This is a genomic window from Corynebacterium sp. sy017 (assembly GCF_017918135.1).
Classification (GTDB): domain Bacteria; phylum Actinomycetota; class Actinomycetes; order Mycobacteriales; family Mycobacteriaceae; genus Corynebacterium.
In genome coordinates, this window is the sequence record NZ_RZUE01000004.1 from 1 (window position 1) to 23,608 (window position 23,608).

The window sequence follows — 23,608 nt, forward strand, 5'->3', positions numbered from 1 at the left end:
CACACAACAAACCATGCATCACAATGGAATCCCCCACCACCCACAAGCACAACCGCCCTGAGCGACTCACACAAAGTTACACACCCCAACAAAAAAACACAAATCCCCACCACAACACCACAAAAACACGTCGAAAGAAAAATATAAATCAATGTGGAAGCGGCATCTCAAATAGGGTTCAAGAAGTTCTGAAACGATGTTTTTAATCCGCAGATGTGAGAGGGATATGTCGAAAAAACGGCAAAATTTCGACACGTTCGGCATTCACTGTGTTAGCGCCGAACTCTAGTGATAGCAGGCGATGGGACCGTCCGGGCCGTCAATAACCTGGATAGGAGTATTGAAAATCTCGCTGAGGGTAGCGTCGTCCATAATTTCTGCGGCAGAACCAAAGCGGGCAATACGGCCATCTTTAACTGCACAAATATACTGCGCATAACGTGCGGCAAAATTAATATCATGCAGTACGACGATAATAGTGCGCCCAAACTGACGGGCAGCCTGCTCCAAATGCTTCATCATCTCAACAGAATGAGCAATGTCGAGGTTATTCAGGGGTTCGTCGAGAAGAATATAATCCGTTTCTTGGCACAGCACCATCGCTACGTAGGCGCGTTGGCGTTGCCCTCCTGAAAGCTCATCGAGGTAGCGGGTTTCCAAAGAACTCAAATTGAAGAAGTCAATATAGCGGGAGATAATCTCCTCATCTGCGGCAGTTAAACGCCCTTTGCTATAGGGAAAACGCCCAAAGCCCACAAGCTGCCGTACCGTCAGACGGGTCACAAAGTGATTTTCTTGGCGCAAAATACTAAGAATCTTAGCTAGATCAGCGCTTTTTGTGCTGGATACATCCAAACCAGCAACAGAGATCTGCCCACTGTCAATGCCCAGTAAGCGCCCAATCATGGTCAGGAGGGTAGATTTTCCAGCACCATTGGGCCCCACTAAAGCAGTGATACCGCCTGCGGGAATCTCTAAAGTCACTGGACCGATCTGCACTGATTCTTCTGAGCGGGAATCATATTTTTTGCTAACGGCGTTGAGTTTTATCACAAACGTCCCCTTCTCAGCAGTACAAACAAAAACACAGAGCCTCCGACGAATTCAATAATGATGGATACTGTGCCTTGAGCATAGAAAATGTGATTCATCACAAAATATGCGCCAGTCAAAATAACAAATCCTAATGCCACAGCAAGAGGAAAAATATAGCGATGATCAAAAGACCCAGCTAACTGGTAAGTCAAGGTAGCAACGAGGAAACCTAGGAAAGTCATGGGCCCCACAAGGGCTGTGGACACCGCCATGAGGATAGACACCATCACAAGAATAAAAATGGATAGTCTTTTATGGTTGACTCCTAGATTTGTTGCTGCCTCACGCCCTAGCAAGAGCACATTCATTTTCCGAGAACACAACACAATAGCAACCCCGGCGCAGAGGCACAGCGGAATGGCAATGGGATAATACTCAGAGTCTGCATTGGTGACTGAGCCGAAGAGGCGCGTCGTGAGCAAATCAAACTCACTGGGGGTGAGCAGTCTTTGCATAAATGCAGATAGGGAACCTAATCCCCCGCCGATGACCACACCGATTAAGAGCATGGCATGGATATTGGCGTGCTTGCTTGTCAGCAGCCAGGAATACAGTAGCAGAGACAACGCCACCATGAGCACTATTTGCAGCACAAACATTCCTGTGGTGCTGGCTTGAATGAAGCCAACGGCGCCGAAGAGAAAAATCGTGGTGGTGTGGATAGCCCGGTAGAGGGACTCAAAGCCCATGATGGAGGGGGTGACAATGCGGTTATTGGTCACTGTTTGGAAAGCAACTGTGGCTATTCCTTGACAGAAAGCCACAATCGCCATAGCGATCACACCGTCGAGACGATGCTTAGCGATAAGCCAAAACGCCCTGGTTCCAAACTCCACAGGGTTCTTGTACGCCAACAGTCCAGCCGCACACCCCACGCCCACGACGAGCACCGCACACAAAATCAACCAATAACGCCACCTGGCTTGTGTGGAATGAAAAGGCCCTGAGCTGGCAGTTCTAGCCACTGAAACTGCTTTAGCCACGACGAGCTCCCCTCACAATCAGCACCACAAACACAACAGCACCAATGACACCAAGAATGACAGATACAGGAATCTCAAAAGGAGAAATAATGGTGCGAGCCAGCAGGTCACAGGTGGTAATCAGAGCAATTCCAGCAAGGCACACCCAAGGTAGATTGCTGCGAACATCGTCGCCGCGCCACATGCTGACGATATTAGGCACAATCAATCCCAGAAAGGGCAAACTTCCGACAACAACAGTGACCACGCCAGTAGCAATAGCAATAAGCCCAGTAGCAATAATCACAATGCGGTTATAGTTCAAGCCCACATTAGTTGCTACATCCTCACCAAGACCAGCAATGGTCAAACGGTCAGCAAGAATAAAAACAGCGATCACAATAGCTAAGACCAGCCATAACACCTCATATTGTCCTTTATAGACGGAGGTGAAACTCCCCTGAAACCACACTCCGAGGGATTGCAAAGTGTCCGTTTTGAGAGCAAAGAACATGGACACGGAGCTCACCACCGCCCCCAGCATGATTCCGATAATGGGAACGACGAGGGAAGAACGCAAAGAGATGCGTCGTAAGAATAAAAAGAAAACCATGGTGCCAATGAAAGAAAAAATCACTGCGCACACCATCTTCCCCAGGATGGAAGAACCTGGTACAAAGACCATAGCGAAGAGCAAACCCAACCCAGCCCACTCGGTCGTGCCTGTGGTTGTGGGTTCCACAAAGCGGTTCTGGGTGATGAGCTGCATAACCAGACCGCTCATTGCCATAGCCGCACCGGAGAGGACAAGAGCCACAGTGCGTGGGATGCGGATACTGAGGAAAATCTCGCGCCCATCGCCTTTGCTGAAAATATCGTACTCGCCTGTCAGCAGGGACAGTAGGAGCAAAAACGCTACTGCCACTATGCCTAGCAGGAGTGTCCAGTTAAAAAGTGCGCCGCCCGCACGAAAAGTACCAGAACCACGAGGCGTAGCGGAAGCACGAGAAACAGGGCTGAGTTGGGGTTGGGTGCTCATGTAGCGTTATTTCTTCGCCTCGAAAGAATCAGCAATAGAGTTCAAGATCTCGGTGTAGGTGATGATGGACTCATTGGTGTAGGTATCCTCAGGAGCCAACACAGTTTTCTCATCTTTAATTGCCGCCACATTACCCAGTGCTGGGTTGTTCTTGATGACATCCAAAGCCGGGGTGTAGCCGTCCTTGCCTTTGCTGATGGCGCCGTCGCGGTCAAGAACAAAAATCCAGTCAGGGTTAGATTCAGCGATTGTTTCTGGGGAAATGTCATCACCCTTGTGGTTATCAGAAGCATTAGGAACCTCTAGTGCAGGCTTAAGACCTAGCAGGTCAAATACCGGACCCCATACACGGCCAGTGCTAGGCGCTACATACCCAATCTGACCACCGGAAACATTCACAGCCATGACGGTATCGTTGCCGTTATATGCTTTCTTAGCGCGCTCTACAGCTTTATCAAAGTCTTCGATCAACTTCTGGGCTTCATCTTCTTTGTCGAAGATTTTTCCTAGCTCGGTGACTTGGCGCTTAAGCTCATCGGCAAATGGCTCCCCTTCGCGAGGCTCCAACTCAACAATAGGGGTATCTGGATTCATTTCCTTGATTTGCTCGTAGGAGCGCCCAAAACGCTGACCATTGATAATGAGGTCAGGTTCCGCTGCGACGATCACCTCAAGATTTGGTTCTTTATGAGAACCAATGTCGAGAATCTCATCATCGTTTTTGTAGTCAGGAATGGTGGACGGAACAAGCATTTTGGGGGCAGCTACCAGTTTCACACCCCACTGGTCGAGAACCTCAAAAGTGCGGTTATCAGTGGACACAGGGCGTGAAACTGGAGTTTTGATTTCCACAGTGCCGTGGTTATCGGTGATACTCAGGGTTGTATTCTCCGCCGCAGCCGATGTGGCGTTCGAGGTTTTCTCGCTGGATTTTTCTTGAGCAGAATCCGAAGCGCCTTGGGAACAACCAGTTAGCGCAATACTTGCGGTAGCAACGACGACGGCGAGTTTAGAAAACTTAGTAAACATTCTTTCCTTTTCTCGAGGAGTCACAGATTTTTGCTTATCGACGCTCACCTAAATTTTTGGCTTGGGTGTTCGTCGACAAGCACATACATCTCATTACCGCGTACATTTTAGCTAGGCTAACCTAATTAGTCCAATATGTTTTTGGGGAAACATACAAAAATGCTCTGCACTGCGGAAAACGCAATACAGAGCATGAATAAAAAGCGAAAGACAGTCAGTTTTGCCTAAACTTTAGCCGATGTAAGCAGGAACAGCTGCGTTGTCACCAGTAGCACCAGAAGGTACAGACTTCACAGCCTTACGCTTAGCGTTAGAAGCTAGTGGCTTACCAGTAGGAGCTTTCTTAGCGGCAGAGGTAGTAGCCTTAGCTTTAGGAGCTTCTTTCTTTGCAGGAGCAGCAGGCTTTGGAGCCTCCTTCTTCTCTTCCTTGACAGGAGCAGGAGCTGGAGCAGCAGGCTTTGGCTCTTCCTTCTTCTCCTCTTCCTTAGCAGGAGTGGTAGCTGGAGCAGCAGGCTCCTCTTTCTTCTCTGAAGTAAGCTCTGCAGCGCTTGTCGTAGCAGCTACGTCAGCTGGAGAAGTAGGCGCCTCTTGAGCAGGAGAATTTTCAGGTGCAGCAGGAGCTGGTGCGCATTGCTTAATGCCACCAATTACCTGACATGTTTCACCATTAGAAGTTCCCTGGCTAATAGCAGGGTTATTGTCTTCTTTAGCAGGCTTCTGGTCAGCAACTTCCTCTTTGTCAGTTGTGGTGACAGTGGTAGTCACTACTGATTCCTTTGGCGCAGGAGAAGTTGTTGCAGGAGTAGAAGCAGCAGGAGCAGCAGGAGTGTCTTCTTTTTTATCGTCCTTGCCATCAGTGCAGGCTGTAAGACCATCTTTACCACCAGTTGAAGCGCAAATAGCACCGGTAGGCTGAGCATTGACTGTTTCTGTCACAATAAAACCTGGGGAGTTGCCATTACCGCCACCAGCTTGAGCATTAGCGATAGTTACACCGGTAAGAGAAGAAACAGTCAAAGTTGACGCAGCAGCAACAGCTAGTGCACGTCGAGAGAAATGAAACATGAATACATCCTATTTATTCTTAGATTCTCTAAGCACCCGACCAATACAAGATATTTAGATTTCCTGTAATAATGAGGAACTTAGCCAACATATCGAACATTCATTATTGTGGTTAATAAGATTTTCTCAGTCAAGTTACTTGCAAGTCGCTTGAGGAAAGTTTAGCTAAAATTCATCTAGAAAAACACACGAACCCACAACGAGAAAAATAGATAATACTCCGGGCAAACACTTCGTCATGCTTGCGCGGAGTAGTTATACAGAAAGAAAATGCTTAGCCGATGTAAGCAGGAACAGCTGCGTTGTCACCGGTAGCACCAGAAGGTACAGACTTCACAGCCTTACGCTTAGCGTTAGAAGCTAGTGGCTTACCGGTAGGAGCCTTCTTAGCGGCAGAGGAAGTAGCCTTAGCTTTAGCCTTAGGAGCTTCTTTCTTTACAGAAGCAGCAGGCTTTGGAGCCTCCTTCTTCTCTTCTTTCTTCTCTTCCTTGGCAGGAGCAACAGGAGCAGGAACAACAGGCTTTGGCTCTTCCTTCTTCTCCTCTTCCTTAGCAGAAGTGGTAGCAGCAGCCTTGGACTCAGAAGCAGCAGAAGAGGAAGCAGCCTTGGACTCAGAAGGCTCTGCATCCGCAGCAGCAGCCTCAGATTCAGAAGGCTTTACGTCCTCAGAAGGAGCTTCTTCTTTGGTGCTAGCAGGAGCCTCGGAATCAGCAGACTCTTCACCCGCAGCAGGAGTCTCAGACTCAGCAGGAGCGTCCTTAGCAGGAGTAGTAGAAGGCGCAGGAGACTGAGGCGCTACATCCTCGGACTCGTTACCCCCCCCCTGAGCAGGAGCAACAGGAGTAGAAGACTTAACGCTTGCATCGCCAGCATCCGGAGTTGAAGCATCAGAAGACTTTTCAGAAGCTCCTTGAAGAGAAGCGCCACTTCCTGAAGAAGCGAAAGCAACGCCGGTCAAAGAGGAAACAGCCAAAGTTGATGCAGCAGCAACAGCTAGTGCACGTCGAGAGAAGTGGGACATAGGTACTTCCTATCCTTTTTCTTTTTATTCTTAAACGGATCTAAGCAACTTCATCTACGCAGATAAAGCGCTTGTCTTCATGTCAGACCAGTAACCATTGTTGTGAATAAAATTCGCTCAGTCAAGCCCCAAACTGAAAGTTTCATAAAAATTTACCCACTTATCACCTCACTAAACCATCAATCAAGCAGCCACAACACCTCCTCAAAAGTCCAAAATGAAAAAACTACCCCAGGGGTGATTCTTCCCCACTGGAGTAGTTTCTAGGATTACTCTTTATGCGCTCATGAGCTACACCGGATCAGCAACGGTGATGATATTGTCCTCATAACCTAAAGTTCCACCCACAAAGCGACCGCCACAGGTAATGAGCACCAACTGGTTTGCACCTTGATCCCGATTCACAACCTCAGGCATTTCTGAGCCTTTGAGATAGTGCTGTGGTGCGATGGATACTCGGAATTTCCGTTCTTGACCATCGACGTTAATTGAGATTTCGTCGCCAAGCTGTAGTTTTGTGAATTGGAAAGCGTATCCAGCACCTTGGGAGGCGTCATTAACGTGTCCAGTGATCACAGTGGTGCCGTCATTGGCGTTACTGCCTGGAACAGCAGAGGCAGAATACCAGCCCAGCCGACTAACGTCCTCAGGAGGCAAGAGAGTGCCCGTGTCGGTAAGCTGCACAAAATCAATAGGAGCCTGCGCGCCAGCAATCATCATGGACATTGTGGTTACGTTTTCAGCTTCACCTACTGCCGGAGCTTCTAATGACTGCTGTGCACCTGAGTCATCCACATAGCCGTCGCTGGGACGCTCGAAACTCTCTGTAGTTTCAGAAACACTCGCAGCGCTTGTTTGAGTGGAAGTGGAATCAGTATTCTTCCCCAAGAAAATAAAGCTCACAACCGCAATAATCACCACAACTGCCGCAGCTAACGCGATGAGTATTCCTTTTGATTTTTGGCTTTTTTCTGGCACAAACTGTGCATTCATCTTTTTACCCTTCATTTACCCTTCGGGGTTTATGTCACTTTTACTCAGGATTTTCCATAAAGAAACCCACATAGCCATTGAGGGATACTACATCACAGCTATGTGGGTGTAAATAGGAGAAAGCAAATCTTTACTTCTCTTTTACTTCTTCATCGTTCCAGTCTCTTGGAAACGCTGATGGAAACTCAATGCTTCACCAAGCAAGTGTGGAGTATGCATGAGCTTGTTCTCCTGAGCGTATGCAAGGGCACGATCATAGTAATCCTGCAAGAGTGGACGGTAATCAGGATGTGCAATGTCAATAATCTTTTGCGCACGACGACGTGGTGGCAAACCACGAAGATCCGCATAACCATACTCAGTGATAATGACCTTGACATCTTGCTCAGTGTGATCCACGTGAGATACGAAAGGAACAATAGCGGAAATAGCTCCGCCCTTAGCGTCGGAAGGCGTGATGAATGAGGAGATGAATCCATTACGAGTGAAGTCTGCGGAACCACCGACACCATTCATAATGCGAGAACCAACAACATTGGTGGAGTTTACGTTTCCGTAAATATCTGCCTCGATCAAACCATTAGTAGCGATCAAGCCAAGACGACGCACCAACTCTGGGTGGTTAGAAATCTGCTGCGGACGCAAAATAATTTGCTTTGCATACCGTGATGCTTCATTATTCATGCGCTCTGCATACTCAGGCGACAAGGAGAAGGAAGTTGCAGAAGCCACAGTCATCTTACCTGCGTCGATAAGATCAACCATACCGTCCTGAATAACCTCAGTGTATGCCTTGATGTTCTCAAACTTGGAGTCCAACAAACCTGCCATCACAGCATTAGGCACATTACCTACACCAGACTGCATAATGTAGCCGTCATAGCTGAGGCGACCAGCTGCAACCTCACCCTCAAGGAAGTCAAGGAAGTGACCAGCAATCTGACGTGATTGGTCGTCAATAGGCTTGAATGGCGCATTGCGATCTGGGGCGTCTGTTTCTACCACAGCGATGACTTTGTCAAGATCAATGTCGATGGTGGTGGTACCAATGCGCTGCTCAGGTGCAGTCAATGGGATTGGCTGACGATTAGGCAAGCGGTTAATGCGGTAAATATCCGCCATACCCTCTAGCTCCAAGGACTGCCAGGAGTTCACCTCGATAATGATTTTTTCTGCATTATCAAGGTATTCCACGTTATTACCAATTGAGGAAGAAGGAACAATGCTGCCATCTTCAGTAATGCGCACAGCCTCAACAATGGCAACATCCATCTTGCCGAAGAAACCCTGCTCTACATAAAGACCAGACTCAGATAGGTGGTAGTCAACATACTCACTCACGCCCTCGTTAATTTTGCTACGCAAAATTGGGTCAGACTGGTAAGGCATACGCAGGCCAATAGCATCTGCTTCTGCAAGCACACCATCACAATCAGGAGCAGTAGATGCACCTGTGAATACATTGATCTTGTACTCATCACCACGAGCATGAGCTTCTTTCGCACGCTCAGCAATAGCAGTTGGAAGTGCTTTTGGATAGCCTGCGCCAGTAAAGCCAGACATTCCGACGGTGTCACCGTTATTAACGAATTGAGCGGCTTCTTGGGCAGTCATTACCTTGCTGCTTAGCTTGGCATTCGCAATACGCTCAGACATCAATCCTCCTCATATGAACTGTGAAACATCACAAAGCATAGGTTTTTAGTTATGACAGCCACAATAGTAACCCATAACACGTTTTACCTTAGCTATCACCCCCATAACCTCACCCCCTTTTTTTTTACTTTTTGCGAATCCGTCATTCCTCACATAATCCACAACACATTCCGCACACGCATTTGTATTCATCGCAAGAAAAGAGAACAATGGCTACAGTGAGTCTTGCAATCGGTTCTTTAACACTGCACTCCCCCGTGGTTCTTGCACCCATGGCAGGAGTGACAAATGTCGCTTTCCGCACCCTGTGCCGAGAACAAGAAATCGAGAAAACAGGCACTGTAGCTGGTCTTTACGTATGCGAAATGATTACCGCGCGCGCTTTGGTAGAACGCAACGAAAAAACAATGCACATGATTACCTTTGCCCCCAGCGAGAATCCACGCAGCCTACAGCTCTACACCACCGACCCGGAATACACCTATAAAGCCGCAAAGATGATCGTCGAGGAAAATCTCGCCGACCATATCGACATGAACTTTGGATGCCCAGTACCCAAAGTAACCAGGCGCGGTGGCGGCTCCGCCCTCCCCTATAAACGACGCTTATTCGGCAATATCGTTGCAGCAGCAGTGCGCGCAACCGAGGGCACAGATATTCCTGTCACAGTAAAGTTCCGCGTAGGCATTGATGAGGAACACAAAACACATCTCGACGCAGGACGTATCGCTGTGGAAGAAGGGGCGGCAGCCGTAGCCCTCCACGCCAGAACCGCAGCACAACGCTATTCCGGCAACGCTGATTGGCAAGAAATCACCGCACTCAAGCAGCATTTGGCGCACACCGGCATTCCCGTACTCGGCAATGGCGATATTTTTAATGCTTACGACGCCCAGAAAATGATGGCAGAGACTGGTTGCGATGGGGTGGTCGTGGGTCGCGGCTGCCTTGGTCGCCCGTGGTTATTCCCCGAGCTTAGCGCAGCGTTGAGCGGCAAAGAATTGCCGGCGCAACCCACTTTAGGTGAGGTAACTCGCATCATTTATCGCCATGCACAGTTATTAGTGGCACACGACGGCGAGGAAAAAGGCTGCCGTGATCTGCGCAAACATATGGGTTGGTATTTGCGTGGTTTCCCTGTGGGTGGCGAAGTACGCGCAGCGTTATCTCGAATAAGCACACTTGAGCAATTGCGGGAAGCTCTGGCTCCGTGGCAAGACAGCACTGCCTTGGCAGATGATGCCGATGGCGCGCGAGGACGCCAAGGATCCCCTGCAAAAGTGCTACTCCCTGAAGGTTGGTTAGATGATCCAGAAGATGACCGGGTACCGGAAGGCGCCGATATTATGCATTCGGGCGGTTAATAGCTGGTAAACCCTAAGCAAACCCTTTTCGCTCGACACGCGAAAATATAGCGATTGTTCTATAGTGTCCTCATGCGTACTGCTTATCAGGAAAGTCTCGATGTCTTTGCTCACGACCTCATCATTATGTGTGATACCGTGTCGGTTCTCCTTGGCAAAGCGTCGAAAGCATTAATTGGGCAGTCACTTCAAGAAGCTGAAGACGCTCTTTCTCTTTCTGATGATCTAAACGAAATACAAGCACGATGTACTCAGCGCGCCATTGATTTGCTAGTGCTAGAAGCACCCATTGCACGTGATCTGCGACAGGTGATTAGCTCAATTCATATCGTGCAGGATTTCAGCCGCATGGGTACTCTTATGCAGCACACTGCTAAGTCGGCGCGACGACGCTACCCAGAGTTCACCGTTCCTGAGGAATACTTGGGTTATTTTCAAGAGATAATTCGCTTATGCACCAGTATGTTAGGGCAAATTCGAGATATTCTCATTGCACCTGACCCAGAAGATGCGCTAAAACTCCAGGAAGATGATGATGCTGTTGATGATTTACATCGTCATCTCATGGCGATTTTGACCACGCGCCCGTGGAAATACACCACCAAAGAAGCAGTAGACATGGCGCTTATCGCCCGATACTTTGAGCGGTTTGCCGACCACTGCGTCAATGTGGCAGCGCAAATCATTTTCTTGGTCACAGGACTAGACTCTTCCGCTTATCTCGATGAGCGAAAAGCACAAGAAGCAGAAAAGGAATTTGCCCAGAGGTTCCAGCAGCTAGAGAAGCAATTTAGTCGCTCTTATCGCGGTTCTCTGCCCTCGGAAGAATAACGGCAATAAAAAATTAAGAAAACTCGGTGCCTTGGCAAAAGCAAGACACCGAGTTTTTTCTTCATGCCTCAACTGGCACCAGCCAGTCCGCATTCATTAGGCAATACCCATTAGGCAATGCCGAACTGCTGAGTGTGCTGGGCGCTGAGCAGTTCTTGTTCCTTATTGCGTCGAACGCGCAATACTCGAACAAGATAGGTCAGTGCGAGAGAAAGCACAATGCTCAGCACAAGCCCGATAATGCCAACCCAGAATGTTGAGTCAATAATGCCGTCGGTGGCACGCACGAAAGCATAACGAGCATAGGACATAGGGTGCACACTGTGGAATATCTTTAGTGCGCTTGGGGTCAGCGATAGTGGCCAAATGCCACCGAAGGAGAAAGCACCATAGCCTAAGAAGCCTAAGGAGAAAATACCACCGACGAGGCGACCAAAGAGTACCAGGAAGAACTGGTAGACGGCAGCACCAGTCATAGCAATGAGGGCAAGAACGAGTAGCACCGCACCCCAATTTTCCGGTTTCCAGTTCATTGTGGTCGATACACCTGCCATAACCAAGAGCACAATCATATTAACTACCGATGTCACAAAGAACGACCATATTGCTGGAATCATTGCCTTAGTCTTGCGCATACGTCCCAGTACATCCGGCAACAACATTGCCACAACCGCCATGAGCAAGAATCCAAAGACCAGAATCAAAATCATAGACACACCACCGTTGAGCTTTAGCTGAGTGGGGTCATGCTCATCCATTTGAGTCTGTACCGCGTGAGCGTTGTTGCTCTCATAAATAATAGGCACGGACATTTGCTGCACAGAGCCTGGCAAATCATTGATCTTTGGCGCCTGGGCTGCACCAGCACTTAGGCCAGTAGAAAGCTGAGTGGTACCGTCTTTGAGTTGTTGAGTTCCCGCGTTGAGCTGTTGAGTTCCGTCATAAAGACGACCTACTCCATTATCAAGCTGGACGATACCGTCGTTAAGCTGGTGCTGCCCATCGTTGAGCTTGAGCATACCACCAAGATATTGCGATGAAGGATCAGTGAGGTTGTAGCGCACCTGGGCAGTACCATCTTTTAATTTGCGCAACTGTGCTGCCATATTTTCTGGATTAGAGTTATTGAGCTGCGCCAACTGGCTTTGGAGCTGATCTGCTTGAGCATTAAGACCAATCATGCGCATGGAATCAATCATGGGTTGAATTGTGCTAGCCAGATTTTGCACCTGCTCCACTAAAGGCAACATGGTATCTGTCAATTTCCCGACACCATCATCAATTTGCGTCATGCCGTCGCCAAGCTGACGGGTACCATCTAGTATCTGATCCTGCCCCGAGACAAGTTGGTTGGAGCCATCTAGTAGCTTTGTGGTGCCCTCTTTGAGCTGGCGCGCACCATCAACGCCCTGAGTAGTACCGTCATGCAATTTGGTAGCACCATTATCCAATTGAGCGGCACCATCAGCTGCGGTGCCAAGCCCCTCACCGAGCTGCTTCATTCCGCTCAAAATCTGCTCAGCATAACCTCGCTGAATACCTTTAGACACACTCTTTTGGATCTCTGATACCAACGCATTGGTGAGCAATGGCGTATTTGTACCGTTGTAATCGTTATACGAAACATCAATCACAGGCTGCTGGGGTTGATCGCTCACAACGGTAAGCACTTTTTGCGAGAAATCCTCTGGGATCTCCACAGTAAAAAGATACTTCCCTTCTACCAAACCCTTTTCTGCTTCCTCGACGCTTACCGGCTCAAAATTGAGATACTCAGTATCGATCAATCCCTCAGCAACTTTTTGCCCAAATTGCTCTTGCTTACCATTTTGTGCAGCACCAGTATCTTTATTGACCACTGCCAGCTTCACATCATGAAGGTAATGACGTGGATCCCACATTGTCCACATATATGCCACGGCGACAGCCAGTGGCACCACAAGAAGTAACACAATGAGAGTCCGAGCAAAAGCGCTACGGGGACGCCAATCTAGTATCCGATGTAATCCGGATGACGAAGTATTCATACCTGATATTCCTTATGACCCACTCTAATCTTCTATGTGCAATCGCTTAGTTTTAACAACCTAAGCTATTGTCCCTACATAATATCTGCTCTCAGGATAAAATCGCATTCAATAGGGCAAGAAGAGCATTTAATTTTCATCTCACTCATATGGTTACCCCCATCGACATAACGACATAAAAGAAAACACCCCCGCAGGGGTGTGCTCTTTAGGGGCACTCTAGGGTGTTAATCCACTCGATTACCCAAAACGACCAGAAACATAATCTTCTGTTTCTTTGCAATCAGGATTATTAAAGATCTTCTTTGTATCAGCAACCTCAATCAAACGACCAGGCTCGCCCTGCTTCTGAATAGAGAAGAAAGCTGTTTGATCAGAAACTCGTCGAGCTTGCTCCATATTGTGCGTAACAATAATGATGGTCAGCTCTTCCTTGAGCTCATGAATCAAATCTTCCACCGCAAGAGTGGAGTGAGGGTCAAGGGCAGAACAAGGCTCGTCCATGAGCAAAATTTCTGGCTCTACCGCAATCGCACGCGCAATACATAGACGCTGCTGCTGACCACCAGAGAGCTTGTTGGCAGGCTGATCCAAGCGGTCTTTGACTTCTTCCCACAAGTTAGCGCCGCGCAAAGAACGCTCAGCAACTTCTTTCAGTTTCTTTTTATTCTTTTCGCCAGCAAGTTTAAGCCCTGCCACCACATTGTCTTCAATAGACATGGTTGGAAAAGGATTAGCCTTCTGGAACACCATACCAATGGTGCTGCGCACGGACACAGGATCTACATTTGCGGCGTAGATGTCTTCCCCATCAAGCAAAATTTTGCCCTTAACCATAGTTCCAGGGGTTACTTCATGCATTCGGTTCAGGGAACGCAAAACGGTAGATTTACCACAACCAGATGGCCCAATGAATGCTGTTACCGCACGTGCAGGAATTTCCAGATTGACGTTTTCTACAGCATGCTTATTGCCATTGTCGTAGTAGATGTTGAGATCTTGAATAGACAGCTTAGACATGAATTACTCCAGAACTATTGTTTGATTGAGAACTTTGCAGAGATAAACCGTGCCGCGATATTGAGCACAGCAATAATGAGAACCAAGGTGAATGCAGCTCCCCATAGCTTGTCCAAAACAGCATCTGAGGTTCCTGCCTTATACATATCAAGCATCATCAATGGCAATGACGACTGCGGACCAGTCATAGCATCCCAGTTAATCGCCTGGGTAGCACCGACCAAAATCAGCACTGGTGCCGACTCACCCATCACACGAGCAATCGCAAGCATGATACCGGTCACGATTCCAGATAGCGCCGTCGGCAGCACAATGCGCATGATGGTTTTCCACTTTGGCACACCCAAGGCATAGGAAGATTCACGCAATTCCACTGGCACAATGCGCAGCATTTCTTCTGTATTACGCACTACCACTGGAATCATCAGCAGAACCAAGGAAATAGCAACCGCCATACCAGAGCGCTCAAAACCAAACATCACAATCCACATTGAGTACACGAACAATGCAGCAACAATCGACGGCACACCAGAGAGAATATCGACCATAAAGGTAGTCATACGACCAAGTGCTCCACCACGGTCATACTCCACCAAGTAAATAGCAGTAAAAATACCGATAGGAATGGAAACAAGGGAGGCGATACCAACCTGAACGAGCGTACCGACAATAGCGTGCAAAGCACCACCACCAGCGGACGTATACATGATGCCCAACTGCGAAGTAGTCCACCATTGCGGTGAAAGCACTGGCGTCAATCCACGCTTAATCAACTCAAACAGTACCCATACCAACGGCACCAAAGCCAGCAACATACAGAAGTAGATAATGCCGGTCATAACTTTATCGACGGCTTTACGGGAACCAGAAATCCCAGTGAAAGTCGGTTTCTTAGCAAGAGCTGTAGTCATTTTTCCCCCTGATTATTTCTTCTTCGAGACTAAAGAACGGGCAAAGGCATTAACGACGAATGTCAAGGCGAAAAGCACTAGACCAGCTGCAATATATGCGCCCGCTTTAATATCATTATTGAACTCAGGTGCCGCATTAGCAATAGCTGTCGCAAAGGTAGTACCACCGTCGAAAAGCGAGAAACGGAACGCAGAAGAAGGTGAGACAACCATATACAATGCCATCGTTTCACCAAGAGCACGACCAAGACCAAGCATGGAACCAGAAACGAAACCTGGCATACCGAAAGGCAATACACTCATGCGCACCACTTCCCAACGTGTTGCACCCAACGCCAACGCAGATTCCACATGACCGCGCGGGGTTTGCACAAATACCTCACGAGCAGTTGCTGCAATAATAGGCAAAATCATCACTGCCAATACCACGCCACCAGTCATAATGTTGCGTGCCGTGTCGAATGATGGCGAGTTGGAATAGGTGGCAAAGAGGAAGAAGCCGCCTGCCCAGCCGTTGAGCCACTCGTAGAATCCAGACAAAGCAGGACCGAGTACCTGCCAGCCCCACAAACCATAAACAATGGATGGGATAGCAGCAAGCATATCTACCAAGAATCCCAGGGGTTTCACCGCCGACTTTGGCGCATAGTTAGTCAAGAAGATCGCTACGCCAAGAGCGATAGGCATGGCGATTGCCAAGGCAACCACAGAGATAAGGACTGTCACAGCGAAAAGATTAGGAATACCGAATTTCATTGAGTCGATATTGCTGGTATCCCAAGCATCACTGTAGGTAAAAAAGCCAATGAAACCATCGGCGTTTCGAGTAAGTGCCGGCACCGCACGCCAAATCAAGAATGCTGCGATTGCTGTGATAAGCACAGTAATAATTGTTGCGCCTGCAGTAGAGAAAAACTCAAAGAAAGTATCGCCTAAACGCTTTTTGCCTGACTTTTTTACTTTTTCGACAGGTTGCGCCGGCTGCTCAGTAGTCTCTGCGGCAGCACCAACCGGCGAGGCAGTTGCTATCGTTTCTTGTTGTTCGGCAAGATCCTGCCGAGTGGATGGACTCATTTCATTCCTCACAGTTGTCTGCGTCTTATGTCTTATGCAACTCATGTGCACTAGCTGCACGTGTTTTCTGTGCTTATCGACGGCTATACACCACACCCGGAAGCTGCATAATACAGTTCCGGGCTGAATGCGAAAATTAGAGAATTACTTGATTGCGGCAACTGCCTCAGCAAGACGCTTACCGTGTGCAGATTCAGGAGCAACTGGGATGAAGCCTTGGTTTTCTAGCTCAGAATCCTGGCTGTTCAATGCTACGGTGAGGAAGTCTTTCACCATTGCACCGCTGCCTTCAGTGTCATCAGTGTTGGAGTAATCAGAGCAAACAATCTCGTAGGTGGTCAAAACGAGTGGGTAACGACCTTCCTCTTTCTGAGAGAACAATGCAGCTGAATCCACAACCATGTCATTGCCCTCGCTCTTGAATACCAAACCGTCGATTGCTGCACCAACAGTTTCAGCATTAAGCTCTACTGGGCCTGCACCGAAGTCGATCTTTGCTACAGAAAGTCCCTTTTCTTTAGCGAAGCCAGACTCAACATAGGTGATTGCACCTTCAGTTGCTTCTACTTCGTTAGCAACACCGGAAGAACCATTAGCACCGGAACCAACCTCAGTTGGGAATGCTTTACCTTCAGATGTCCATACACCAGGTGCCGCAGCAGAAAGGAACTTCTGGAAGTTATCAGAAGTACCAGACTCATCAGAGCGGTACACAACCTTGATGTCCTTGTCAGGAAGCTCAGCGCCTTCATTTGCCTCAGCAATAGCAGGATCATTCCACTTAGTGATCTCGCCCTTGAAAATCTTTGCCAAAGCGTCGGTGGTGAGCGCTACGTCGTCTACACCAGGAACGTTATACGCAATAGCAACTGGACCAATCACGAATGGAAGGTGCCATACATCTGCCCCACCACAGCGCTCTTTAGCCTTAGCAACCTGCTCCTCTTTAAGAGCAGAGTCAGAACCAGCAAATACTACCTGACCGTTGATGAACTGCTCTTGACCAGAACCAGAACCGGTTGGGTTATATGCAAGAGAAGCACCTGGAACAGCAGTCTGGTACTTCACGTTGAAGTAGTCCATTGCTTTTTGCTGAGAAGAAGCGCCTTCACCAACAAGCTGTCCTTGAGTATTTGACAAGCCTTCGATTGCAGCACCATTGCTGGAGGAACCTTCAGAGCTTGAAGAACCAGACTGAGAGCCAGTCTCGGAGCAACCAGAAAGTACAAGTGCGCTCGCTGCAACGATAGAAGCAATGCCGAGTCCCTTTATACGAAGAGAACGCTTAGTCATAGATGAGGTATTCACAAAAAACCTTTCGGTAAGTTCACGAAGAAAGTTACTAACTAAATAACAGACAGTTCTGTATCTGACTGTATCCTCACAAGAACTTATGCACCCTATGTGTCCAATGATTGCCACCGGGGTTAATTGTGCATGAACTTCCGCAAAGCATTAAGCAAACGCACACCACGCGCACACTTTCTCATTGCGCTTACTGGCACTTACTCGCGCTTATCCCCGTTTACCCACGTGTTATTCAGCGGCAGAATATAATCCATGACGCTGCTGTACCTGAAAACCCAATGACTCATAGGCACGAATAGCAGGCACATTATCAGATTCAACATAGAGAATAATCTCCTGAACCCCATGAGCCATCAACTGTTTGACTCCCATCACAATAAGCGGCTGCCCAAGACCACGACCACGATACGCATCCGCCAAGCCCACGACATAAATTTCTCCGACGCGTTCATCATGCTGCTTCACCCAATGAAAACCAGCAATGCCTCCTGTTGATTCTTCAACCAAAAACAGCACATCATGAGGATTAAACCACTCAGTATCCTGAGCACGTGCCAGACGTTGCCCATCCCATCCCCCTTGCTCTGGATGCCAGGAAAAAGCCTCGTTATTCACTCGCAGCCACTGCTGATCCGCGTCTGCATAGCGCTGGCGCAATGTAGACAAATCGAGCTGAACAAAGCCTGCGGGAATATGCTTTTCGACGCTCATGCCACCCGTATTCGTGCCCATCACAAAAAGCTCACGAGTCTTTGCTAATCCAAAGCGCTGCGCCAAGTGTGTTACAGCTGGAAAATTACCATGCGCCCACCACTTTTTTACCCCGTGCTCTTGCCCATACTCAATGAGTGTTGTGGCAATGCCTTGGCGTCGGAAAGCTGGGGCAACAACAAGCTCAGCGCTCTGTTGAGCAATGGCGAGCAGGGCGATCATCTCATCGGTGTCAGGGTCAGGGTGATAGACGCATATATGCTTATGCCCCAGGGTGCTATCACTGATACCACGCAAGTATTGCTCTGATAATGGGGCAATCTGATCATGCTGTTGGGCAGCGGCACAAAGGTGCACTGCTTGTTCTGGGTTGAGATGCTGGCTGAGTTGATAGGTGGCGCTCATTGATGATCCTCTGACAAGTTTCTCAGTAATCTTTTGTAGCCTTTGTAGCATATTTGAGGGGGCGGGGTGCAGCAGTGCGCCGCTGGCTCAAAAACTCAAAATACAGTAAAGATATAAGTTGTGAATGCTTTTCTTCGTGCCTTACTCACCACAGCCAGTAGCATAGCGGTTGTTACGTGCTTTGCCTTTCTTGGCGATGCCTCGTTGGCTGTTGTGGCAGAAAAAGCAATCTCTGATGATGTTCAGCACACGGCTGGTCTTGATATAGCACCTCATGTACGAGTTGGTGGTGTTCCGTTTAGCGCTGGGTTTGCCCAGAACAAACTAAAAGAAGTATCAATCGGAATCTCAGATATTTCGGTGCCTACTTTTGGCTTAGTTCGCGCCAATACAGTGCTTACCGAAGTAGCAGTTGATCGCAACCATATCCTTAATGGTCAACTCGAAGGCAGCACTGCACAACTTATCTCCCGCACCATTGGACTCGACGCTGTTGCCATAGGCTCGTTAATCGGCATTCATGATCTAGAGCTATCCAACCCCTATGACATCTCCCCGTCAGGCGGAACAGCAAGCGAAGTACAGCTGAGAGGAACGCCAGCTCACTATGAAAAACCTGTAACAGTTACCGCATCTCTGAGGCTCATTGGCTCCGCGTTCTATCTCACCCCCACCACCCTCATTGCTGGTGATGAACATAAAAAAGCAGAGATATTCAAGACTTTTAGCCTCACATTTGATACCACCACCCTCCCGATGGGAGATCAAGCAAGTTATGTGTATCTTTCTGGTGGCAATATCTATTTCCAATCCCAAAAGCGCAATGTAACCATCACCAAAGACGACCTATCCCCCATCGTCTCGCATCCTCAGGCAACCCGCGAAAACTAGAGCTGCTGAGAGAACTGCTTAGAGCCGGAAGTCAAAGAAACTAAACGCAACGCGCAACTTCGACAACGGTGTCGGCTGTACTTTCTCTATTGGCGCGTACACGCACAGTGCATCTGCGACGGCACCCAAACGTATTTTCTCGTATTTACCAGCATATTCACCATCAACCTGGAATCGCTGCTGCGCATGACAATCGAGAATAATGCTCGTAGCGTCGTCAAATGTCCGAGTCCGACCGTCGATAAGCTTTTTGATTTTCTGGTGCTTGCCGATACCAACCAGGTGAATCATACTTGCTACACCGCCAATACCGCTGATGTCTTCCAAGGCAAAAATACTCAAGCCCAGATCAAAGGAATTGCGCGGATTGGTTACCACCGGCAAAGGGCCAAGAAATGTCCACGGGTTAGTATTGGACGCCATGCAGATCGGCAATTCCTGCAATTCCAGCACCTCATTATCACGATTGACCGCGTGCACATCAATATGCGGTGGCTGCCGACGCGTTTTCAACCAGGCGCGCAATGCCACACGCAAATAACGCAATGGTGTTGCAGCAAAGCCACGCTCGCGAGCACGCTCTACCTCAGCGATAACATTGGCGTCAATGCCAAAACCTGCATTGACCGCAAACCACTGATCTTCCCAAGTGCCCAGCTCAATGCGTCGCTTCTGCTGATGTTCAAGAGTGTGTGCAAGTACCTGGGTCGCATGAATCGGATCTTGGGGGAATCCAAGCGCACGCACAAAAACATTAGCCGAGCCGGTGGGAATGACTCCCAGCGTAGGCACATCGTCGAGCGTTATGGTTTGAGTACCTTGGGTTGTGGTGGTCGCTGAGGAAACAGTGCCTAAAAGCCCATTGATAACCTCATTGACCGTGCCGTCGCCACCGACGGCGATGATTGTGTCAGGGTTGAAGCGGATAATTTTCTCCAGCGTAGGGTCAGCGTTGGTGGCAAGTGGTGTACTTTGTCTACGCGCTGCCATGAGTTGTTCACACATCTGGCGCGCGTGTCCGGCGCGTTGAGTGAAAACAGACAGCAATTCCATTCCCGGCACTGCACGCAAAATAGGGATAATGCGACTAAAGAGCGTGGCAGTCTGGGTGGTGGAATGGGGATTGGAGATTAATAAAGCTCGCACGTATTAGCACTTTATCGTATTGTGCTGAGCTTACGCATATTACGCTGGGCGGTATTGTGCCGCACAGTGCTGTTTGTGGGATAGTGATTGGACTTTTTGCGCTAAACCCTTAGGGTTGTCTATATGAATTCTGATAATACTTCTGGCACTTCTGAGAGTCCGCACCAGGATACTCCTGGCGACGCTGCCGCAGCCGGTGGGCAACCACGTATTTCTTTAGCAGGTAGTGAAGCAGTTAACCAAGCTGCCCAGCAGTGGAAAGATACTGCACATCGCAATATCCCTGGTCTGGGAGATCTTCCCATTCCTGATGACACCGCGAACCTGCGCGAAGGTCCTAATCTTCATGACGGTCTGCTCGCTCTCTTGCCGCTAGTTGGGGTATGGCGCGGCACTGGTCAAGCGGATATTCCAGAAAGCGGACAGTACAACTTTGGGCAACAAATTACTTTTGCTCACGACGGCGAGAATTACCTCACTTATGAATCGCGCATCTGGAAACTCGATGAACAAGGCAATCCAACCGGTCTTGACCAGCGAGAAACTGGTTTCTGGCGCATTAACCTCAAAGATGAAATTGAGGTTGTGTGCGCTCATTCCACTGGTGCTATCGAGATTTTTTATGGTCAACCAGTTAATGAACGCGCTTGGCAAATAGAATCAGCCTCTACTATGGTCACTGCCACTGGGCCACAAACCTTAGGTCCAGGTAAGCGGCTGTTTGGTCTTATGCCTAATAACAACTTGGGGTGGGTCGATGAGCGTCTGGTTAATAATGAGCTGCGTCCTCGTATGTCTGCAGAGCTCCACCGGGTCATTGGCTAATTTTTGGGGGCGCACCCCAGCTTTGGCGGTGTAGCGTTTAGGGCTGGGATAGCGCCGAAACAATCAGGGACTGTATGTCCTGTTCATTGTCAGGGCGCGCAAGTTTCATGTCATTGATTTTGCGCACCCGCACTCCCATGCGCACAGAGCTGAGCAACCATACGCTATCTGCCCTGTAGAGATCTTCCAGGTATAGGTCTTTGGCTTTGCAGCGCCACCCTCTTGTGCTGGCATAGTCAAAAAGCGCTGCTTGTGCGGTACCGGCTAGAATGTCTCCGCCGGGTATGGGAGTGCGTATTTTGTCACCGCGAACAAGCACGACATTTGAGGTGGCACCTTCCAGGATTTTTTCTCCCTCCACATAAATGACATCATCAAAGCCGTGGTTTTTGGCATAGCGCAATGCCGCCATATTCGCAGCATAGTTGAGGGTTTTTGCTCCTACTGCCAGCCACGATGGCATGGTAGTTTCTTCTTCAGTGGCACTCATGCGATAGCCGCGGGCAGCGGTCATGGCTTTTACTCCATGCTTTCGCTGTTGTGTAATTGTACTGCTTACTTCGGTAAGGCTCAGCCAGGCACTAGGTTGTCCGGTTGATTCTCTGCCGCGAGTATAGGTCCATACGCATCGGGCATCTGGGCATTGTGTTCTATTATCAGCTCCGCTTGCTTTGCGACGCAACCATTGCTCTTGCCACTGTTGGGCGGCAAGTTCGGTAGCGCGCACCCAATCGGCAAGATGTGGTTCCGGCAAATCTAAAAGAGCAGCCGAGGATTGGAAACGCGCACTATGGCGCTCAAAATTACAGAGCTTGCCATTGTGGAGGAGAAAAGTCTCAAAGATACCGTCACCGCGTGTAACGGCTGCATCATCCCAATAGATAAGCGGCAATTGTGGTCGGTGGTTTCTGATTGAACCACCAAAAGGCTCAATCGCAATGATGATAGGTTCAGCTGGTTTGTGCTTATGCTCCCCGTGTTCCCTGTGCGCACCAGGTACGGTATGGTCAGCTGCCATTGTCTCTTATGCCCTTTCAGCTAGCGCTATCATAAGTAATTGTGACCCAGGAACTACGTGATTCTCATCAAAGCTATCAGTCGCCCTTGCTTCACTTACCTCATGCAAGTTTACCCCAGGGAGACGATGACCTGCCAGAATACCGGGCAGTGGCATGGCATTATGGCGATCCACTGCGCGAGCAACGCGCTTTTAGCAAAGCTAACAGGGGTTTTGTTGATCAATCTCATAGGCGGTTTATTAAAGTTAGCGGCACAGACGCTGCTACTTATCTCCACACACTCTTTTCCCAGAAACTTGACGACCTTGCCCCTGGTACCACCACCCAGGCACTTGATTTAGATGCTCAAGGGCGTATTCTGCACCAGATTACTGTCAGTAGGATTGGGGAGGATTTTTATCTCGATGTCAGTGCCCCACAATGGGAAAGTCTGGTCACGTACCTCACCAGAATGGTGTTTTGGTCCCAGGTAAGTATCAGCACCCCTGATCTTGGGTTTTTGAGCTTGGTCGGAGGTGAGGTTACGCAGCACCAGGACATCGTCGACAAGCTCAATACTGCCCACTTACTTGTGGCGAGCCGGTATTCACACTGGGGTGTACCCACTTACGACGTCATTGTGGAGCGTTCTGAGCTGCTCGACGTAGCACATACGCTCATTTCCTTGGAATATATGCCGGTTGGTTTTATGGCTTATACTGCCGAGCGAGTCAAGGCATTAGCACCAATGGCTGGCATCGACCTGGATGATAAGTCCATTCCGCATGAATCTGCGTTATTAGTTGAGCAGGCAGTATGTCTGAATAAGGGATGTTACCGTGGGCAAGAAACTGTGGCACGGGTGGCAAACTTAGGGCAATCACCCCGAGCATTGGTGTTATTGCAGCTCGACGGCTCTGCTCCGCGTCTGCCGCGTACTGGTGAACCAGTAATGGTGAGAAATCGTAGCGTGGGCAGAGTTGGCTCAGTTGTGCATGACCATGACTATGGCCCCATTGCGCTTGCTTTGATTAAACGCAGTGCTTTGGCAAGTAGTGAGTTGAGTGTTGCCGAGGCAGGTGTTGTTATTGATCCGGATAGCCTGCCACATGAGGAAAGTATCAAACCGGGTCGTGCTGCGATTAACAAATTAAAAGGAAACTGAGTATAGCACTTTCCACCAAACGCTTTTGCTGATATTTTTGAGTTTTTACAAGAAAATATGTGGATTGGGCGT

At 48.9% G+C, this 23,608-nt stretch carries 21 protein-coding genes; 5 read left to right on the forward strand and 16 right to left on the reverse strand.

What is annotated here, in order from left to right; genetic code table 11:
* Positions 1–285: 285 nt before the first annotated feature.
* The 8 genes from EML15_RS08600 to EML15_RS08635 all read right to left on the reverse strand — a co-directional run bounded on the left by EML15_RS08600 (position 286) and on the right by EML15_RS08635 (position 8,860).
* On the reverse strand, positions 286–1,053 hold the full coding sequence (locus tag EML15_RS08600; RefSeq protein ID WP_144275518.1) for an ATP-binding cassette domain-containing protein: 768 nt from the start codon (positions 1,051–1,053) through the stop codon (positions 286–288).
* The gene (locus tag EML15_RS08605) at positions 1,050–2,060 is read right to left on the reverse strand and encodes an iron chelate uptake ABC transporter family permease subunit (protein WP_255456012.1); all 1,011 of its coding nucleotides are present in this window, start codon (positions 2,058–2,060) and stop codon (positions 1,050–1,052) included. The genes EML15_RS08600 and EML15_RS08605 overlap by 4 nt, the downstream gene beginning before the upstream one ends.
* Before the next feature lie 10 nt (positions 2,061–2,070).
* Entirely contained in the window at positions 2,071–3,096 is a 1,026-nt protein-coding gene (locus EML15_RS08610; protein WP_144275514.1) for an iron chelate uptake ABC transporter family permease subunit, read from the reverse strand.
* Between the two features lie 6 nt (positions 3,097–3,102).
* Positions 3,103–4,125: an ABC transporter substrate-binding protein gene (locus tag EML15_RS08615; protein WP_144275512.1), complete on the reverse strand. Its 1,023-nt coding sequence runs from the start codon at positions 4,123–4,125 to the stop codon at positions 3,103–3,105.
* Positions 4,126–4,356: 231 nt separating this feature from the next.
* Positions 4,357–5,190 carry a hypothetical protein gene (locus tag EML15_RS08620; RefSeq protein ID WP_144275510.1) on the reverse strand — a complete coding sequence of 278 codons (834 nt, stop codon included), beginning with the start codon at positions 5,188–5,190 and terminating at the stop codon, positions 4,357–4,359.
* A gap of 274 nt (positions 5,191–5,464) precedes the next feature.
* Positions 5,465–6,211, reverse strand: a complete 747-nt coding sequence (locus EML15_RS08625) for a hypothetical protein (RefSeq protein ID WP_210472004.1) — start codon at positions 6,209–6,211, stop codon at positions 5,465–5,467.
* Positions 6,212–6,502: 291 nt separating this feature from the next.
* Positions 6,503–7,204 (reverse strand): class F sortase, encoded by a 702-nt coding sequence (locus EML15_RS08630; RefSeq protein WP_144275504.1) that lies wholly within the window; start codon positions 7,202–7,204, stop codon positions 6,503–6,505.
* A 141-nt stretch (positions 7,205–7,345) separates the two neighbouring features.
* Entirely contained in the window at positions 7,346–8,860 is a 1,515-nt protein-coding gene (locus EML15_RS08635; protein ID WP_144275502.1) for an acetyl-CoA hydrolase/transferase family protein, read from the reverse strand.
* Between the two features lie 209 nt (positions 8,861–9,069).
* Between EML15_RS08635 and dusB the strand changes: the two genes are divergently transcribed.
* Together dusB and phoU are read left to right on the forward strand one after the other, a co-directional pair.
* The gene (dusB, locus tag EML15_RS08640) at positions 9,070–10,224 is read left to right on the forward strand and encodes a tRNA dihydrouridine synthase DusB (RefSeq protein ID WP_185967244.1); all 1,155 of its coding nucleotides are present in this window, start codon (positions 9,070–9,072) and stop codon (positions 10,222–10,224) included.
* Positions 10,225–10,296: 72 nt separating this feature from the next.
* Complete coding sequence (gene phoU, locus EML15_RS08645) at positions 10,297–11,055, forward strand: phosphate signaling complex protein PhoU (RefSeq protein ID WP_144275500.1); 759 nt, start codon at positions 10,297–10,299, stop codon at positions 11,053–11,055.
* Between the two features lie 110 nt (positions 11,056–11,165).
* Here phoU and EML15_RS08650 read toward each other — a convergent pair whose 3' ends face one another.
* The 6 genes from EML15_RS08650 to mshD form a co-directional block, all read right to left on the reverse strand.
* Positions 11,166–13,082 carry a YhgE/Pip family protein gene (locus EML15_RS08650; protein ID WP_144275498.1) on the reverse strand — a complete coding sequence of 639 codons (1,917 nt, stop codon included), beginning with the start codon at positions 13,080–13,082 and terminating at the stop codon, positions 11,166–11,168.
* 240 nt (positions 13,083–13,322) lie between these two features.
* The gene (gene pstB, locus EML15_RS08655) at positions 13,323–14,102 is read right to left on the reverse strand and encodes a phosphate ABC transporter ATP-binding protein PstB (RefSeq protein ID WP_144275496.1); all 780 of its coding nucleotides are present in this window, start codon (positions 14,100–14,102) and stop codon (positions 13,323–13,325) included.
* Between the two features lie 14 nt (positions 14,103–14,116).
* Complete coding sequence (pstA, locus tag EML15_RS08660) at positions 14,117–15,013, reverse strand: phosphate ABC transporter permease PstA (RefSeq protein WP_144275494.1); 897 nt, start codon at positions 15,011–15,013, stop codon at positions 14,117–14,119.
* A gap of 12 nt (positions 15,014–15,025) precedes the next feature.
* The gene (gene pstC / locus EML15_RS08665) at positions 15,026–16,087 is read right to left on the reverse strand and encodes a phosphate ABC transporter permease subunit PstC (RefSeq protein WP_144275492.1); all 1,062 of its coding nucleotides are present in this window, start codon (positions 16,085–16,087) and stop codon (positions 15,026–15,028) included.
* 144 nt (positions 16,088–16,231) lie between these two features.
* On the reverse strand, positions 16,232–17,380 hold the full coding sequence (pstS, locus tag EML15_RS08670; RefSeq protein ID WP_144275566.1) for a phosphate ABC transporter substrate-binding protein PstS: 1,149 nt from the start codon (positions 17,378–17,380) through the stop codon (positions 16,232–16,234).
* Positions 17,381–17,623: 243 nt separating this feature from the next.
* A complete protein-coding gene (mshD, locus tag EML15_RS08675) occupies positions 17,624–18,511 on the reverse strand; it encodes a mycothiol synthase (RefSeq protein WP_144275490.1) in 888 nt (295 codons plus the stop codon).
* Between the two features lie 120 nt (positions 18,512–18,631).
* On the opposite strand from mshD, the gene EML15_RS08680 reads away from it, so the two are divergent.
* The gene (locus EML15_RS08680) at positions 18,632–19,402 is read left to right on the forward strand and encodes an LmeA family phospholipid-binding protein (RefSeq protein WP_144275488.1); all 771 of its coding nucleotides are present in this window, start codon (positions 18,632–18,634) and stop codon (positions 19,400–19,402) included.
* An 18-nt stretch (positions 19,403–19,420) separates the two neighbouring features.
* On the opposite strand, the gene EML15_RS08685 is transcribed toward EML15_RS08680, so the two are convergent.
* Positions 19,421–20,548 (reverse strand): diacylglycerol kinase family protein, encoded by a 1,128-nt coding sequence (locus EML15_RS08685; protein WP_144275486.1) that lies wholly within the window; start codon positions 20,546–20,548, stop codon positions 19,421–19,423.
* A 123-nt stretch (positions 20,549–20,671) separates the two neighbouring features.
* Here EML15_RS08685 and EML15_RS08690 point away from each other — a divergent pair, with 123 nt between their 5' ends.
* The gene (locus tag EML15_RS08690; protein WP_144275484.1) at positions 20,672–21,373 is read left to right on the forward strand and encodes an FABP family protein; all 702 of its coding nucleotides are present in this window, start codon (positions 20,672–20,674) and stop codon (positions 21,371–21,373) included.
* A 37-nt stretch (positions 21,374–21,410) separates the two neighbouring features.
* On the opposite strand, the gene EML15_RS08695 is transcribed toward EML15_RS08690, so the two are convergent.
* Complete coding sequence (locus tag EML15_RS08695) at positions 21,411–22,391, reverse strand: aminodeoxychorismate lyase (RefSeq protein WP_144275482.1); 981 nt, start codon at positions 22,389–22,391, stop codon at positions 21,411–21,413.
* Between the two features lie 41 nt (positions 22,392–22,432).
* Between EML15_RS08695 and EML15_RS08700 the strand changes: the two genes are divergently transcribed.
* Entirely contained in the window at positions 22,433–23,536 is a 1,104-nt protein-coding gene (locus EML15_RS08700) for a folate-binding protein (protein WP_255456010.1), read from the forward strand.
* Positions 23,537–23,608 lie beyond the last annotated feature (72 nt).